Below are 14,518 nucleotides of genomic sequence, written 5' to 3' on the forward strand. Positions count from 1 at the left end.
GCCGTTTATACTGAGGTGTAACTTGAGACTCCGTCCTCAGGGAGTTTTTCGGTGGTCACCGACCCGCCAGAACCGGGAAATACCGGCACGGCCGCTGCGGCCGATCCGACCGAGCAGGACACGCCACGCGAGGAATGCGGCGTTTTCGGGGTGTGGGCCCCCGGCGAGGAAGTCGCGAAAATGACTTTCTACGGCCTGTTCGCCCTGCAACACCGCGGCCAGGAAGCCGCGGGCATCTCCGTCGGCGACGGTTCGCAGGTACTGGTCTACAAGGACCTCGGCCTGGTCAGCCAGGTCTTCGACGAGCAGGTGCTGAACTCGCTGCGCGGTAGCGTCGCCGTCGGCCACGCCCGCTACTCCACCACCGGGGGAGGCACCTGGGAGAACGCCCAGCCGACCTTCCGCCCCACGGCATCGGGTGGCGGCTTGGCGCTCGGCCACAACGGCAACCTGGTCAACACCGCCGAGCTACAGGAGCGTGTGCTGGCCGAAGGCGCCGACGCCGTGTCGCAGAACACCTCCTCGCCCGCCAATGGCTGCGACCGAGCCACCACCGACTCCGACCTGGTGTGCGGGCTGCTGGCCAAGCACGCCGCCGACAAGGGCATCGAGCAGGCGGCGCTGGAGCTGCTGCCCACCGTGCAAGGCGCGTACTCGATGGTTTTCTCCGATGAGTCCACCCTCTACGCCGCACGGGATCCGCACGGAGTGCGGCCACTGGTGCTCGGCCGTCTCGAACGCGGTTGGGTGGTGGCCAGCGAGACCGCCGCACTGGACATCGTCGGTGCGTCCTTCGTTCGGGAAGTCGAGCCGGGTGAGCTCCTCGCCATCGACTCCGGCGGGCTGCGCTCGTCGCGTTTCGCGCACCCGAACCCGAAGGGCTGCATCTTCGAGTACGTCTATCTCGCTCGTCCCGACACCACCATCGCCGGCCGTTCGGTGCACAGCACGCGAGTGGACATCGGCCGCAGGCTGGCCGGTGAATACCCCGCCGAGGCCGACCTGGTGATCCCGGTGCCGGAGTCGGGCACTCCCGCGGCGATCGGCTATGCCCAGGAATCCGGGATTCCCTATGGCAACGGTCTGATGAAGAACGCCTACGTGGGGCGCACCTTCATCGAGCCCTCCCAAACCATTCGCCAGCTCGGTATCCGGCTGAAGCTGAACCCGCTGCGCGAGGTCATCCGGGGCAAACGCCTGGTCGTGGTCGATGACTCCATCGTGCGCGGCAACACCCAGCGCGCACTGGTGCGGATGCTGCGCGAGGCGGGGGCGCTGGAGGTGCACGTGCGGATCGCTTCACCGCCGGTGCGTTGGCCGTGTTACTACGGGATCGACTTCGCCTTCCGGGCGGAGCTGATCGCCAATGGCCTCGACATGGACGGGGTGCGGCATTCGATCGGCGCGGACTCGCTCGGCTACATCTCGCTCGACAGCCTGATCGCCGCGTCCGAGCAACCTCGCAACAGGGTGTGCGCAGCCTGTTTCGACGGGCGGTATCCGATTCCGGTCCCCGGTGAGGAGCAGCTCGGCAAGTACCTGCTCGAAAACCCGGGCGAGGACGTCGAGAGCGGTGCCTCCGGTCCCGCCGAACCTGTTTCCCCCAGCGGATACGGTGCCGAGGATGCCGTCCGCCGTCCCTGAGGCCCGGCCGTGTCGCCTCTCCGGAGGAGACCGGTCACCGGCCTTGCTCGTAACCCCAAGGATCCCTCCTCGAGCGTAGTGTGGTCCGTGCCACACGAGCACAAAGGAGTACGGATCGCCATCCTCGCATCAGATGTGGAGCCAGTCGTGTCCGAAGACCTGCTTGCAGGGTCGAGTGCCAACGCCGACCAGACCGAGCAGTCACCGTCGACCTATGCCGAGACCGGGGTCAGTATCGAGGCGGGCGACGAAGCCGTGGACCGGATGCGCCCGTGGGCGCAGCGGGCCACCCGACCCGAGGTGCTCGGTTCGCTGGGAGGGTTCGCCGGATTGTTCCAGCTCAAGCTGGACCGGTGGTCGGAACCGGTGCTCGCCTCGTCCACCGATGGGGTGGGTACCAAGATCGCGGTTGCACAGGCACTCGATGTGCACGACACGGTGGGCATCGACCTGGTTGCCATGGTGGTCGACGATCTCGTCGTCTGTGGCGCCGAGCCGCTGTTCCTGCAGGACTACATCGCTACCGGCCAGGTCGTGCCGGAGCGCATCTCCAGCCTGGTCAAAGGGGTTTCCGATGGGTGTGTCCAGGCGGGTTGTGCACTGCTGGGCGGAGAGACCGCCGAACATCCGGGCATGATGGCCGAGGGAGAGTACGACATCTCGGCCACCGGGGTCGGTGTGGTCGAGGCGGACGCGATGCTCGGCCCGGACAAGGTTCGCCCCGGCGACATCGTGATCGGCATGGGATCCACGGGTCTGCACTCCAACGGCTACTCACTTGCGCGGCACGTACTGCTCGATGTCGCGAAGATGCCGCTGTCCGGGCACGTCGAGGAATTCGGCCGCACGCTCGGTGAGGAAATGCTGGAGCCCACGCGCATCTACGCCAAGGACTGTCTGGCGCTGGCCGCCGAAGCCGAGGTGCGCACGTTCGCGCACGTCACCGGTGGCGGGTTGGCGGGCAACCTGGAACGCGTCATCCCGCAAGGCCTCACGGCCGTGCTCGACCGCGCGACCTGGACACCGGAACCGGTGTTTCAGTTGATCGCCCAGCGCGGCCGGGTCGCGACCGCCGAGATGGAACGCACCTTCAACATGGGTGTCGGTATGGTCGCGGTGGTCACGGCCGAGGATGTCGACCGTGCCCTCGCGGTGCTCACGGCCCGCCACGTTCCCGCGTGGGTGTTGGGTGAAGTCGCCAAGCAGCCCACGGTGGAGGACGCCGAGGAGGACCAGCGCGTCGTTCTCCGCGGAAACCACCCGAGGTTCTGAGAGTGGGGATCTTCTCCCACTGACCGCATCCGGGTAGAGCAGCATGCACGGGTGGCGCCTCCGGCTTTTCCGGAAGCGCCACCCGCACGTTGATCGGATATCGCTGTATGTGCGGCCCGGAGACGCGCGCTATTGCCGCACGCCTTCCCGGGCCGTCACGGTGACCATTCAGCTCGTCAACTCACCCGCTGACTCCGCCGGGTTTGGCCACGGCGACATCCGGCAGCACAGATGACCGAGTGAGCGTTTCTCGTGCGCTCACTCGGCCCACTGTTCGTTCACTGCCGGTGGTCGTCGTACCCGTCGTCGTCGTATGGGTCGTCGCGGTCCTGTTCATACCACTCGCCCTTGACGTCCGAGGAGAGCTCGCGCTCCAGTGCCTCGACGTCCATGTTGGGGGAGTTGTACTTAAGCTCGCGGGCCACCTTCGTCTGCTTGGCCTTAGCCCGGCCGCGCCCCATGGCTCGACCCCCTCGCGCAGGGTTGCGGGGCGGCCAGGGGAACGGCGGCCCCGCATGATCTCGACAACTTTTCCTATAACCACCGTACCGTGCCGATGCGGTTCTATGCGACGTGGTATCGATAGCGACTGCGTGTCGTGGGGTGACGTTGGCCCCACATCATGTCGCGCGGCCGCGGGAGGGTGCACACACCATGCTGTCGGGGGGCTGTGTACGGGTAGCGCGGCCCACGTCCCGAGAACATGGCACCATGCTCGCTGTGCCTGAGCCGTTCGTCGCCTACATGAGGGTGTACGAGCCCTTGTCGTCTTTCGAATCCCCCACACGTGAGCAACTGGCCGAGGCATTGGACCGCGGTCCGGTCGATCCGGTCGAAGTGGGAAACCGTGAGCAGGGCTTGTGGTTGCGTACACAGGTGTCCACCCGTCCGCGTCTGTTTCCCGGCGAGGCAGTCGGTGAAGACAGCCCGGAGCAGGAAGGAGTGCTCGTCCTGAACCCGGAGGACGTTCCCACCGGCCCGGCTGCCTCCGTCGGACCGGGGCCGCTCGTGTGCCCGCTCGATCTGCGCGGCAGATCGGCGGCGGCACTGGTCGGCTTCATCGGGGCTGCCGAGGTGCCGTTGCGGGCGGCTGCCCTGACCGTTCCGGAGGAGACCGCGAAGTCGCAGGCTTCGGCGGTGGTCAGCGAACTCTCGGACAGCGCGGTGCATGTGCTCTCGTCGACCTGGACCGTGCCGCTGCCATGGTTCGTCGTGATCGACCCGGAGCAGCGCCGGATTCGGTCGAACTCCACGGGGCGCATCGAGCGTGTGTCCTGGCAGGCTCCGATGGCCGACGCGCGCCGTCGCGTGGCCCGCGCGCACACGGTCACGCGGGAGACGCTCGGCGAGGAGGGCCCGCCCAAGATTCTCCGGGAGACGGGACGCTGGCTGGAGCGGTTCCATCCGCATTCGGCGGTGGAACTCGACTACGGCGGCCTGGTGCAGATGATGGACAACGATGATCTGGAAGCCGACACTTCGGCCGACGACGTGCACGCGATCGTGGACGCGATGGAGGAAGGTCGAACGACCGAGGTCGGTGAGCGGTATGAGGCCCTGCGGGATTTCTGGTCCGAGTGTGCCGCCCACGAGCGCTACAACTGAGCGCCCACGGCTGCTGAACTCGAGCATCGGAGCGGACACACCGCGTTGTACCCATCCGAGTGCTGACTCTCCGATGCGAACACACGATGGGGTGAGGATTTGTGCAGTTTCGCGCGAAACTGCACATCACCCGCTACCTAGGGTGGTGTGGGAACCACTCCATGGTGTAGTCGGCTCAGCCGAAGACCCCTGACAGCAGGCGCACCGTGCCGACGGGCTTGCCGCCGCCGAACAGTGGCTCCTCGGCGAGTGCGGCGAGTTCCTCGCTGTCCACCTCCCCGGCGTCGGCCCGACCGAGGGCCCGGAGAGCACCGATCGCGACCGGCACGCGTGCCCGCGCCGCACCATCGGAGATTTTCATCGCGATCGCGTGCCCATCCGGCAACGCCATCGCGAGAACCCCTTCCGCCCCCGACTTCGACAGCAGTCCCGGTACCGCCTGCATCAGGCGGGTGTCCTCCCGTCCGGTGCCTGCGACCAGCCACGGGTGCGTGCGCATGGCATCGGCCACCCGCCGCTGTGGGTGTCCGGCCGTCACGAGATTCGTGAACGACCGTGCGAGGCCGGTCAGCGACATCGCGAGCAGCGGAGCGCCGCAGCCGTCGACGCTGGTGGCCGCGATCGGCTCGCCCGCGAGCCCGGCGATCGTACCGTGCAGAGTGACCTGCAGCGGGTGTTTCGCGTCGAGGTAGTCCTCGGTGGTCCAGCCGCGTTGTACACAGGTTGCCAGCATCGCCGCATGCTTGCCGGAGCAATTCATCGTGATGCGCTGCTTGCCGGACCGCTCGGCGGCTCGTTCGTCCCGGTCGGCCTCCCGAAGCGGCCAGTCCGCCGGGCATTGCAGAGCGTCCTCGGCAAGATCGTGGCGATCGAGGAGCTCGCGGATCCGGAACAGATGTGCCGGTTCCCCGTTGTGGGAGGCGGCCGCCATCGCCAGATCCGCATCATCCGGCAGGTCGAGGCCCGCCCGTAGCATCCCGGCGACCTGCGCCGGCTTGTTCGACGAGCGTGGAAACATCGGGGTGGTCACGTCACCGGCGGAGTGCAGGACCGATCCATCCGGCCCGAGCACGACCACGGAGCCGTGGTGCACACCCTCACGAAGATCTCCCCGGATCAGCTCCACGAGGGGAACCGAACCTGCGGAGGCCGAACCTGCGGGACCCGGGTCCGTCGGAGCGGTCACTGCCGGTCCCGTTCTGCCGCCAGCAACTCGTCCACCGAAGCCGCTCCTTCCCGGTACCGGCGTGCGATCTCCGCATCGAGCCGATCCATCACCGCCTGCACCTCACGACGTCGCTGCGAGACCGAATCCTCTTCGGCGGTGTAGGCGCGCAGCGCTTCGTCCAGTTTGTCGGCCGACAACGACATCACATCGGAGAGGTCGACGTCGGACACGAGTGCCTCCGCATGTCTGCGGTGCGCTTCGGCGCGGGAGGGCTCGGTCGTCTGATATCGGCCGGAACCGGTCGCGGGACCGACAGCATTGTCGGACAGGATCGCCACCAGCTCCTCCACGACCGTCGCGGAGCCGTCCTCGGTGCGTCTGCGCTGCTCGGCGCGGACGATGTCGATGCGGGCGTGCAGTATCCTGCGTAAGTACGACAGGTCGGTTTCTTCCTGCCTTGCCTCGTCCCGCAGTCCTCGCACCTCGTCGAGTTCGTAGCGCTCGATTTCACTGGTGTAATCCGGGGACAGGACCCTGTCGATGCGGCGGCGTCCACCCGGACGGACTTCGATCACACCTCCATCTTCAAGCACGTGGGGTGCCTTCGCCAAGTATTTCACCTCTTTCGGCGAAACCGCGTGTTCCTGTGCCTGGGGAGAAGGCTGGTGTTTCGAGGAATTTCACACCCACCAGCACCAACCAACACGCCTCAAGTGAGTCCGAGAGCTTCGCGTGCCTGCGTGGGCGGCAGTGGTGGCCGCTGCGCTATCTTGGCCACACCCGTTGCCCGCGCGACCAACTGGGTGTTGTCCCGCACCTCGGCACCCTCGGAGTACGCCAGCGTATCGGCCATACCGACCCGGATATGCCCCCCGGCGGCGATCGTGGCGAGCAGGACCGGAAGGCTCGCCGACTCCACACCGACCGTCGAGAACGTCGCGCCCTCGGGAAGCTCGGCCAGTGCCGCTGCCAGAGTACCGACGTCGCCGGGCATCCCCTTCGAGCCGCCGAAGACGAGCACCGCGTGCACGGGAGCATCCCCGTGCAGATGTCGCAGTGTGGCCAACTGTCCGATTTCGGAGGCTTCGTAATGCACCGCCACACCGCGGAGGCGAGCTCCCTCACGCAGCGTGGCGACGAAGTCCTCCGGAGCGTTCAGCGGACAGATCAGCACGTCGGCACCGGAATCCAGCAGTGTCTCCGGAGTCTCCGATCGGGCGTGTGCGGCGATCCGCACGATCAGGCCGGTACGGGCCCGCACAGCGGCCACGACATCCGGCAGGGAGACGTCGTGGCGTGGTTCCAGGTCGATCACGGAGGCACCGACACGCTCACAGTCCGCCGCCGCACCGGCCACTTCCGCACTACTCACCGGCAGCTGTGCCACATCGGCCTTGGCATGTGCACCGGTCGGGGCGACCACGATGACGGTGCCTGTCCGAGCGTCGGACGATGCTGCGGGAGTGTTGGACGGCCCTGGGGTGCTCGACGGCGCTGCCATGCCCCGAATCCTGGCACACCCGAGAGTGTTCCCGAGAAGTGTCTGCACGGTGGCTACTCGATGTGGTCCGCAATAGCCGCAAGACATCAACGGGGCGGCTGAAGCAACCACCGCGCAACCGGCCGGAACACTCCGCCAATGCCCGCTCCGCTAACGCCCGCGCACGCGCTGAGCGGCGATCCTGCCCGGCGGCTCACCGGTGTCCGGCGGCACCGAATCGGGATCCACCGCCGCCGCGACGGCGCGCTCCTGCTCGGAATCCCCCGCCATGAGCTCCACGTCGACCGGCGCGCTGCGCTTGAGCAGAGCCAATGCCACCGGACCCAGTTCGTGGTGCAGCACGACACTGCCCACACGCCCGACCTTGCGATCCCCGTGCCATACCGGGTCGCCGGCCTCCGGTCGGATCTCGACCGATCCGTCCAGGTGCAGCAGCAACAACCGGCGCGGGGGTTGGCCTACGTTGTGCACCTTGGCCACGGTTTCCTGACCCCGGTAGCAGCCCTTGGCCACGTGTGCGGCGACATGAATCCAGCCGAGCTCGTGCGGAATGGCACGCTCGTCGGTGTCGAACCCGACCCGGGGCCGCAGTGCTTCCACTCGCAGTGCCTCGTAGGCCAGCGTGCCCGCGGGACGCGCGCCGGAGTCGGTCAGCAGTGTCCACCAGTCGACCAGTGAGGTGCGTGGTATCAGCAGGTCGGCGGTGAACAGGCCGCGGAACGGCAGGTATCGGATGATGCCGCCGCCGGGCAGGCCCGCCACCCCGTAAGGTTCCGACGGAACGGCGGACACGCCGGCCTTCTCCAGGATCGTCACGGCCTCGGGGCCGATGACGGTGAGTACGGCGAGATCGGTGGCCTCCCGTACTTCCACCTTCGACCAGAAGCGCATGGCATCGAGGTATTCCACCAGCGACTGCCTGCCGTCGACGCCCATGCTCGGCAGGGCACTACTGGCCTGCGCACCCGCGTCGGTGTCCAGGTAGACGGCACCATCGTGCTGAGCCACGAGCATGTGACTGTCGATGCGGCCCTGACTGTCCAGTACCAGCGCTTCGGTGCCGTGATCCTCGTCGAGTTCGGTCAGGTGCTGCGACAGCACGAGGTGCAGCCAGCTCAGCCGCTCTTCACCTGTTACCGTGATCACTTCGCGGTGTGACCGATCCATGACCACCGCCGACCGGGTCGCCGAGCGCTGCTCGGAGAACGGATCACCGAAGTGCCACGGCACTCCGGAGTCCACGGAATCCTCCGGGGCGGCGACCGCGCCCGGTAGTTCGAGCAGTGGTGAATTCATCTCGGCTCCTTGCCGTTTGCGCTGGCAGAGGGGTTGGCGACGGTGTCGGCATCGCGACAGTTCCGGCAGGTACCGGACAATGCGAGGTGGGTGGCGTCGAGTGTGAAGCCGCACTGCTCGAGGAGGTCTCCGGCGAGTCCGTCGAGCATGTCGCACGCGACCTCGTCGATCCTGCCGCAGCGGTGGCACACGAGGTGTACGTGCTCGTGTTCCTCCACGGAGTACGTCGGAGCACCGTGCCCGAGGTGGGTGTGGCGGACCAGACCCAGTTCCTCCAGCAGGTCCAAGGCTCGGTACACGGTCGTGATGTTGACCGTGGGGGTCGTGTGCTGAATTTGGCGGCACACCTGCTCCGGCGTCGCGTGCTCCAGTTCCCGTACCGCATCCAGCACCAGTTGTCGTTGCGGAGTCATTCGCATGCCGCGTCTGTGCAGGGTGCTGCGCAGCGCTGTTCGGTCGGTCCGCGCCGGATCGGTCACTGCCTGCTCCTGTGCTCACTCAATTCCACGGGCACCATCTCGGATGGGATGCCTATCGGGGATGCCCCTTCGATCGTAGGACGCTGTGCGGCGTGCGGGCTTCCGTGGTCGCGCACTCGGAGGCTGCGGCAGTGCGTGACACCACGCTCTAGGCTGCGGGGTATGCGCGTACTGGCTCTGCTCGACGGGACCCTGGTCGATCCGGAAGTGCCGTTGCTGTATGCCGATGATCCGGGTGTTCAGCGAGGCGACGGGATCTTCGAGACCATCCTGGTGGTCGAACGGCATCCTCGTGAACTCGGCCCGCATCTCGACCGCCTCGAACGGTCCGCCCGCCTGATGGATCTGCCCTTGCCCGAGCGGGCGGGCTGGCAGCGCGCGGTGCAGGCGGTGATCGATGCCTGGCCGTGGCACACCGCCCCCGAAATGGTGCTCAAACTCGTCTGCACGCGTGGTGCGGACGACAGTGAGCAGGCCCCGACCGGTTTCGCAATGGGGAGTGAGGTTTCGGCCGGAATACTGCGCAAGCGTGCCGAGGGAGTTTCGGCGGTCACGCTCGAACGCGGTTACGATCCGCAGTTGAAGGATCGTGCTCCCTGGCTGCTGTTGTCGGCGAAGACGCTGTCGTACGCGGTGAACATGGCTGCCCTGCGGGAAGCCGACAGACGTGGGGCGGACGAGGTCGTCTTCACCGCTACCGATGGTTCGGTGCTGGAGGGGCCGACCTCCAACGTCGTTCTCGCCCGGGGACGCACCCTGCTGACCACGCCGCCCGATTCGGGCATCCTGGCGGGCACCACCCAGGCAGCGTTGTTCCGTGCGGCCGAGCAGGCGGGTTGGCAGGCCCGGGTGGAATCGTTCCCGGCTACCGAGCTGTTCCATGCCGACGGCGTGTGGCTGGTCTCCAGCATCCGGTTGATCAGCCAGGTGCACACGCTGGACGGAATCCGGTTGAAGGCGGACGCCGACCTGCACACCGAGCTCACCGGGCTCTACGAGTCGCAGTACTGAGCTCCGCGAGTCCGGCGATCCCGAGCCCCGACCGCGAGTGGTTTTTGCAGTTTCGCGCGAAACTGCAAAAACCCGCGCCGAAAGGATGATCCCTCGTGTGGGGTCGGCCCTCAGCCGACCACGCGCTCCAGCTTCGCCGACAACCGCGGCTGCATCTCGTGCTCGGAGGTCGCACGCTCCTCGACGTAAGCCAGCGAGCCTTCCACGACACCGTAGAGACGGCTCGCGGCGGTCACATCCTCGGCGGTGGGTGTGCGCAGCACGGCATCGGTCGACAGTTCCCAGGTGGTCTGGTTCTTCGGCCTGCCGAAGAACATCTCGGCGACCCCCGTGGAATGCGTGAGCAGCAGCTCGATGGTGTCGTCCGGCTGGGGGCGCCACCAACCGGCTTCGCGGAAGGCCGGCTCCACGATATTGCCGCCCTCGCCGTCGAGCTTCCACGCACGGCTCTCGTAGAACAGGAACGGCCGACCGTCGTGGGCGAAGGTGACCTGTTGCAGAAAGCGGTACGACTCGCTCAGCGAAGGGTGCTTGGCCTCGCCCTCACCTCGCCACACACCGACCAGCGGCAGTAACGCGAGGCAGGCGTCGTTGAGCTCCGGGCCGAGCCGCAGATTGGCGGTGTCGCCGACACCGGGCAGGTCGTCGAACGTGGGGATATTGCGTCCCCGGGTCTTCTCGGCGCGTTCGGCGGCGGCGCGCACCGCCGCGTCACCGCTACCGGGCTCGGGTCCGCCTTCCGGCTGGTTGGGCGTCGCAGTCATCGCAGTTGAGATTACCTTCCGGTTCCGCAGCGCCGTTGCACAGCGTCAGTCCTGACGGAGGCGGTAAATCACATAGAAGGCGAACCAGAGGGTGGCCAGGGCTGCGATTCCGACCAGACTGACAAGGCCGTAATGCAAGAAGTCGATGAGTTCCACGCGCCAAGGATAACGACCGAGGGCGCCGCGTGGGGTGTGGCATCGGACATGCTCCGGCCCCACCGGCATGGGGTAGGCAGGGAAACCGGTGGGAGAAACCGGCGGGAGAAAGCGTCACCGGAAAAGTCCGGCCTCCGGTGGACTCACGGCGCCGAGATGAGTATCACAGGGTCGGCGGTTCGCTGACGAGTGCCGCCCACCGAATGCGCGAAGGGGCGCCGATGCAGCGCGTGCATCGACGCCCCGCTACGCGTGTGCTCTCGCTTGGTCAGGCGACAGCGATATCCACCGGATGTACGCCCGGCCCGGAGGCGGACACGTCGGACTGGCCGCTGCCGTCACGGTGCAGCGCGCGTACGGTCCACGCTCCCTCACCGGCATAGAACCGGAAGTCGCCCTCGGTGGAGGAGACCACCTCGGCGGTGAACTCCCCGGACGAATCCAGCAGTCGGACGAATGCGCTGCCGATCGGCTGCTCACCGGAACGCACCTTGCCCGCGAGGATCACCTGGTCGGTGCTCTCCGAGTGGTCGGTCGCCGTCTGCGCGGGTGCTCCGCATCCATTGCTCATGCTCAGGCTCCTTGCTGCTCACTCGGGTTTTCGATCGGCACGCCCACGAGCGAGCCGTACTCGGTCCACGAGCCGTCGTAGTTCTTCACGTTGCTGTGGCCGAGCAGCTCGCGCAGCACGAACCAGGTGTGCGAGGAACGCTCGCCGATCCGGCAATAGGCGATGGTGTCCTTCGAGTCGTCCAGCCCGGCCTCGCCGTAGATCTTGCGCAGCTCGTCGTCGGACTTGAAGGTGCCGTCCTCGTTGGCGGCCTTGCTCCACGGCACGTTGATCGCCGAGGGGATGTGGCCCGCCCGCTGCGCGGCCTCCTGCGGCAGGTGCGCCGGGGCCACCAGCTTGCCGGAGAACTCGTCGGGTGAGCGGACGTCGACGAGGTTCTGGCTGTTGATCGCGTCGACGACCTCGTCCCGGAAGGCACGGATCGATTGGTCCGGCTCCTGGGCCACGTACTTCGTCGCCGGGCGGTTCGGCTCGTCCTTGGTCAGTTCCCGGCCGTCGAGTTCCCACTTCTTGCGGCCGCCGTTGAGCAGCCGCACGTCGGAGTGGCCGTAGAGCTTGAAGTACCAGTAGGCGTAGGCGGCGAACCAGTTGTTGTTACCGCCGTAGAGGATCACGGTGTCGTCGTTGCCGATGCCCTTGGCCGACAGCAGTTCGCCGAACCCGACCCGGTCGACGAAGTCACGGCGCACGTGGTCCTGCAGCTCGTTGCGCCAGTCCAGCTTGACGGCGCCCGGAATGTGGCCGTTGTCGTAGGCGGTGGTGTCCTCGTCCACCTCGGCGAACACCACACCGTCGGTGTTCAGATTCTGCTCGGCCCAGTCGGTGGAGACCAGGACCTCGTCACGGCTCATCGAGCGACTCCTTCTTGTTCTTGTCGTGTCATCGAACGTCGGATGCGGCGGGGGCAAACCGCCGGATCACCAGGTACATCTGGCAGCCCAGGCAATAGCCGAACGCGGCATTGAGCAGGGCGGCGATCAGCGCGAGCGCATTGGCCACGACCCCGAGCGTGGTCCACCCGGCTGCGTATCCGGCCGTGGCCACCAGCGCGAAGACGAACCCGACCCCTTGCGAGAAACGCACCGGAGCGGGCGCTTCCCGTTCCGCTTCGGGGGCGGCCCCCAGACGCGGCTCCACTGTCTGCCGGTAGAGGTACCCCCACGGGTTCAACTTCAACCCGATGAAGGCGCACAGAGCGAACAGTGCGGTCTGCGCGGCCAGGACGCGCCAGCTGCCCGTGACCAGTCCCAGAGCGAGAATCCCGCTGGTTATCCATGCGGTGAAGCGAATACCACGGGGGTCGAGTGTTTCGGCGGGCATCGGGCTCTCCTGACCATCAGCTCAAGCGGATTGGGCTGCCGGATCCGTCAGGCGGTGAGGTGCGAGCCTCGCGAGGGCACAACCGTGCGCGTGGCCGATATCACGAGGTACTACCGCCCGGTGGTCAGTGCCTGCAACACAGGCTGCTACCCACGCGGCACAGATCCACCGCGCGCCTTCGGGTCAGCAGTACATGCACACGGAGAAGGATAACGCCCGAACCCGATCATCGGGAAGATTGTTCACTGGGTGGGATGAGATCACTGGGTGGGATGAGAGCGGACTGCTCACCCCAGGTGGGAACGCAGCGTCCGGGTCAGTTCGTCACGGCGTGGGACACCGCCGACACGGAAGAGTTCCCGGCCGCTGTCGTCGAACGCCAGCGTGGTGGGGGTGGTGTGCACGCCCAGCGGCGTGGCCCACTCGGGGTGGTGCGTGAGATCCACTTCGACATGTCGGACCCCCTCGGTGCGTTCGGCGAAATGTGCCAGCAGGACCCGCGTGTGGCGGCACGGAGCACAGAAGGTGGTGGACAGCTGCAGTAGCGTTACCCGCGCGTCGCCGTCGGCTGCCTCGGTGAGGTGTCTGCGAAGTCCTTCGGGAAGCTGGTCGAACACGGATTCCTCAACATCGGCGGGAGTGCTCTTGTTCCGCACCCGGATCCTGCCCTGCCGAGCGCGCCACATCAGGCCGAGGCACAGCGCGATGGCCACGGCTGCCAGTAAGGCCCACAAGCCGGGCGTCACGAGGTACTCAACCCTGTGGCATCGATCGTGACATTTCTCGTGGTGCCCTCGACGATGAGCGCCCCCCGCTCGGCACGGACGGCCGTGGGGGTCACGGTGAATGGCAGCTTGCCGGGGTCGAGGGTGGTGGTGAACCGCTTGAGCACCGACTTCTCGAAGACGTCCGGGAGCGGGATCGGACCGAAAGCGCTGTTGTCGAGTTCCAGCTTCCGTGGGGCGATACGCAGTTTCTCGTCCACCAGGGACAGGATCGCGATCACCTGCACGTGGTTGTCGGTGCCTGCGATGTTGACCGTGCCGTCCAGTTTGATGACGGCTTTGCGCCGACCATCGGAATCGCCGGACGAATCACCGGATTCTCCCGAGCCCGCTCCCCGGCCCGAATCTCCGGAGGTGCCTCCGGAGGAGTCCCGGCCGGCTTCGTCGAGCGCGTTCTTCGGTGCCGGGGTGATGTTCAGGTCGTTGACACCGATGAATCGACCGATGTCGGAAGCCTTCAACCGGATCCGACCGACGATCTTGTCGACGGTGATTCGTTCGGCGGTGCCCGCCAGGACCTTGGACGTGGCGACTTCGGCGTGATGCAGGTTGGCCTGTACACCGACCTCGCTGAACTCGCCGACCTGAACTCCCTTCGCGCGGATCCGCACGTTACGGAAGTCGCCTGCGATGGCCTGAGTGAGAAACGGGAACCCGTTGATCCGTACGGCGGGGGATTTGTCCAGGTCGAGCCGAGTGCGCATTTTCTGCGACACCTGATACTCGGCGACGGCCGCGGTGCCGAAGTCGGCCGCGATCAGGAGGCCGAACACGACCACGAGGGTGATGGCGAGCTTCTTCACCGGGAAGGTCCGTTTCACGGAGGGTTCCGTTCTCCTCGGGGCTGGCCGGGTCGCCGTGGGTCTCGGTGGGGCACCGCAGTATGGGCACCTCGGGGCGAGACGTGATCGGGCTCTTTCACTGTAACGATCGTCCCGGCGGGACA

The 14,518-nt window shown here is 66.8% G+C and carries 17 protein-coding genes; 4 read left to right on the forward strand and 13 right to left on the reverse strand.

The features are described 5' to 3' along the window. Positions 1–51 precede the first annotated feature (51 nt). The gene (purF, locus tag JOF55_RS11860) at positions 52–1,644 is read left to right on the forward strand and encodes an amidophosphoribosyltransferase (protein WP_310273526.1); all 1,593 of its coding nucleotides are present in this window, start codon (positions 52–54) and stop codon (positions 1,642–1,644) included. A 147-nt stretch (positions 1,645–1,791) separates the two neighbouring features. Continuing rightward, positions 1,792–2,916: a phosphoribosylformylglycinamidine cyclo-ligase gene (gene purM, locus JOF55_RS11865; protein ID WP_310273528.1), complete on the forward strand. Its 1,125-nt coding sequence runs from the start codon at positions 1,792–1,794 to the stop codon at positions 2,914–2,916. 278 nt (positions 2,917–3,194) lie between these two features. On the opposite strand, the gene JOF55_RS11870 is transcribed toward purM, so the two are convergent. Beyond that, complete coding sequence (locus tag JOF55_RS11870) at positions 3,195–3,377, reverse strand: DUF3073 domain-containing protein (RefSeq protein WP_310273530.1); 183 nt, start codon at positions 3,375–3,377, stop codon at positions 3,195–3,197. 259 nt (positions 3,378–3,636) lie between these two features. Between JOF55_RS11870 and JOF55_RS11875 the strand changes: the two genes are divergently transcribed. Further along, on the forward strand, positions 3,637–4,521 hold the full coding sequence (locus tag JOF55_RS11875) for a DUF8083 family protein (RefSeq protein ID WP_374727465.1): 885 nt from the start codon (positions 3,637–3,639) through the stop codon (positions 4,519–4,521). A gap of 175 nt (positions 4,522–4,696) precedes the next feature. On the opposite strand, the gene JOF55_RS11880 is transcribed toward JOF55_RS11875, so the two are convergent. The 5 genes from JOF55_RS11880 to JOF55_RS11900 all read right to left on the reverse strand — a co-directional run bounded on the left by JOF55_RS11880 (position 4,697) and on the right by JOF55_RS11900 (position 8,905). After that, a complete protein-coding gene (locus JOF55_RS11880; protein ID WP_310273534.1) occupies positions 4,697–5,707 on the reverse strand; it encodes an asparaginase in 1,011 nt (336 codons plus the stop codon). Beyond that, complete coding sequence (locus tag JOF55_RS11885; RefSeq protein WP_310273535.1) at positions 5,704–6,264, reverse strand: RsiG family protein; 561 nt, start codon at positions 6,262–6,264, stop codon at positions 5,704–5,706. The genes JOF55_RS11880 and JOF55_RS11885 overlap by 4 nt, the downstream gene beginning before the upstream one ends. A 134-nt stretch (positions 6,265–6,398) precedes the next feature. Next, a complete protein-coding gene (locus JOF55_RS11890; RefSeq protein ID WP_310273537.1) occupies positions 6,399–7,190 on the reverse strand; it encodes a 3-keto-5-aminohexanoate cleavage protein in 792 nt (263 codons plus the stop codon). A 150-nt stretch (positions 7,191–7,340) separates the two neighbouring features. Beyond that, entirely contained in the window at positions 7,341–8,486 is a 1,146-nt protein-coding gene (ygfZ, locus tag JOF55_RS11895; RefSeq protein ID WP_310273539.1) for a CAF17-like 4Fe-4S cluster assembly/insertion protein YgfZ, read from the reverse strand. Next, positions 8,483–8,905, reverse strand: a complete 423-nt coding sequence (locus JOF55_RS11900; RefSeq protein ID WP_374727466.1) for a Fur family transcriptional regulator — start codon at positions 8,903–8,905, stop codon at positions 8,483–8,485. Before JOF55_RS11900 ends, ygfZ begins: the two co-directional genes overlap by 4 nt. A gap of 222 nt (positions 8,906–9,127) precedes the next feature. Between JOF55_RS11900 and JOF55_RS11905 the strand changes: the two genes are divergently transcribed. Continuing rightward, positions 9,128–9,976: an aminodeoxychorismate lyase gene (locus tag JOF55_RS11905; protein WP_310273543.1), complete on the forward strand. Its 849-nt coding sequence runs from the start codon at positions 9,128–9,130 to the stop codon at positions 9,974–9,976. Between the two features lie 110 nt (positions 9,977–10,086). On the opposite strand, the gene JOF55_RS11910 is transcribed toward JOF55_RS11905, so the two are convergent. From JOF55_RS11910 to JOF55_RS11935, 7 genes are all read right to left on the reverse strand, one after another. Further along, positions 10,087–10,740: a heme-binding beta-barrel domain-containing protein gene (locus JOF55_RS11910; protein WP_310273545.1), complete on the reverse strand. Its 654-nt coding sequence runs from the start codon at positions 10,738–10,740 to the stop codon at positions 10,087–10,089. Between the two features lie 424 nt (positions 10,741–11,164). Further along, entirely contained in the window at positions 11,165–11,467 is a 303-nt protein-coding gene (locus JOF55_RS11915; RefSeq protein ID WP_310273547.1) for a DUF1416 domain-containing protein, read from the reverse strand. 2 nt (positions 11,468–11,469) lie between these two features. After that, entirely contained in the window at positions 11,470–12,318 is an 849-nt protein-coding gene (locus JOF55_RS11920) for a sulfurtransferase (protein ID WP_310273549.1), read from the reverse strand. Positions 12,319–12,346: 28 nt separating this feature from the next. Beyond that, entirely contained in the window at positions 12,347–12,787 is a 441-nt protein-coding gene (locus JOF55_RS11925; protein WP_310273551.1) for a DUF4395 domain-containing protein, read from the reverse strand. Positions 12,788–12,911: 124 nt separating this feature from the next. Continuing rightward, a complete protein-coding gene (locus JOF55_RS24460; protein ID WP_374727467.1) occupies positions 12,912–12,986 on the reverse strand; it encodes a putative leader peptide in 75 nt (24 codons plus the stop codon). Positions 12,987–13,074: 88 nt separating this feature from the next. Then, positions 13,075–13,533 carry a TlpA family protein disulfide reductase gene (locus JOF55_RS11930; RefSeq protein WP_310273553.1) on the reverse strand — a complete coding sequence of 153 codons (459 nt, stop codon included), beginning with the start codon at positions 13,531–13,533 and terminating at the stop codon, positions 13,075–13,077. Next, positions 13,530–14,393 carry an LmeA family phospholipid-binding protein gene (locus JOF55_RS11935; protein WP_310273555.1) on the reverse strand — a complete coding sequence of 288 codons (864 nt, stop codon included), beginning with the start codon at positions 14,391–14,393 and terminating at the stop codon, positions 13,530–13,532. The genes JOF55_RS11930 and JOF55_RS11935 overlap by 4 nt, the downstream gene beginning before the upstream one ends. Between the last annotated feature and the right edge of the window lie 125 nt (positions 14,394–14,518).

This window comes from Haloactinomyces albus (assembly GCF_031458135.1).
In the GTDB taxonomy this organism is placed as follows: domain Bacteria; phylum Actinomycetota; class Actinomycetes; order Mycobacteriales; family Pseudonocardiaceae; genus Haloactinomyces; species Haloactinomyces albus.

Coding starts and splice junctions, on each gene's coding strand:
- JOF55_RS11900 (WP_374727466.1), bottom strand. CDS start 8,905: ATGCGAATGACTCCGCAACGACAACTGGTGCTGGATGCGGTACGGGAA.
- JOF55_RS11890 (WP_310273537.1), bottom strand. CDS start 7,190: ATGGCAGCGCCGTCGAGCACCCCAGGGCCGTCCAACACTCCCGCAGCA.
- JOF55_RS11915 (WP_310273547.1), bottom strand. CDS start 11,467: ATGAGCAATGGATGCGGAGCACCCGCGCAGACGGCGACCGACCACTCG.
- JOF55_RS11910 (WP_310273545.1), bottom strand. CDS start 10,740: ATGACTGCGACGCCCAACCAGCCGGAAGGCGGACCCGAGCCCGGTAGC.
- ygfZ (WP_310273539.1), bottom strand. CDS start 8,486: ATGAATTCACCACTGCTCGAACTACCGGGCGCGGTCGCCGCCCCGGAG.
- JOF55_RS11905 (WP_310273543.1), top strand. CDS start 9,128: ATGCGCGTACTGGCTCTGCTCGACGGGACCCTGGTCGATCCGGAAGTG.
- JOF55_RS11925 (WP_310273551.1), bottom strand. CDS start 12,787: ATGCCCGCCGAAACACTCGACCCCCGTGGTATTCGCTTCACCGCATGG.
- JOF55_RS11920 (WP_310273549.1), bottom strand. CDS start 12,318: ATGAGCCGTGACGAGGTCCTGGTCTCCACCGACTGGGCCGAGCAGAAT.
- JOF55_RS11870 (WP_310273530.1), bottom strand. CDS start 3,377: ATGGGGCGCGGCCGGGCTAAGGCCAAGCAGACGAAGGTGGCCCGCGAG.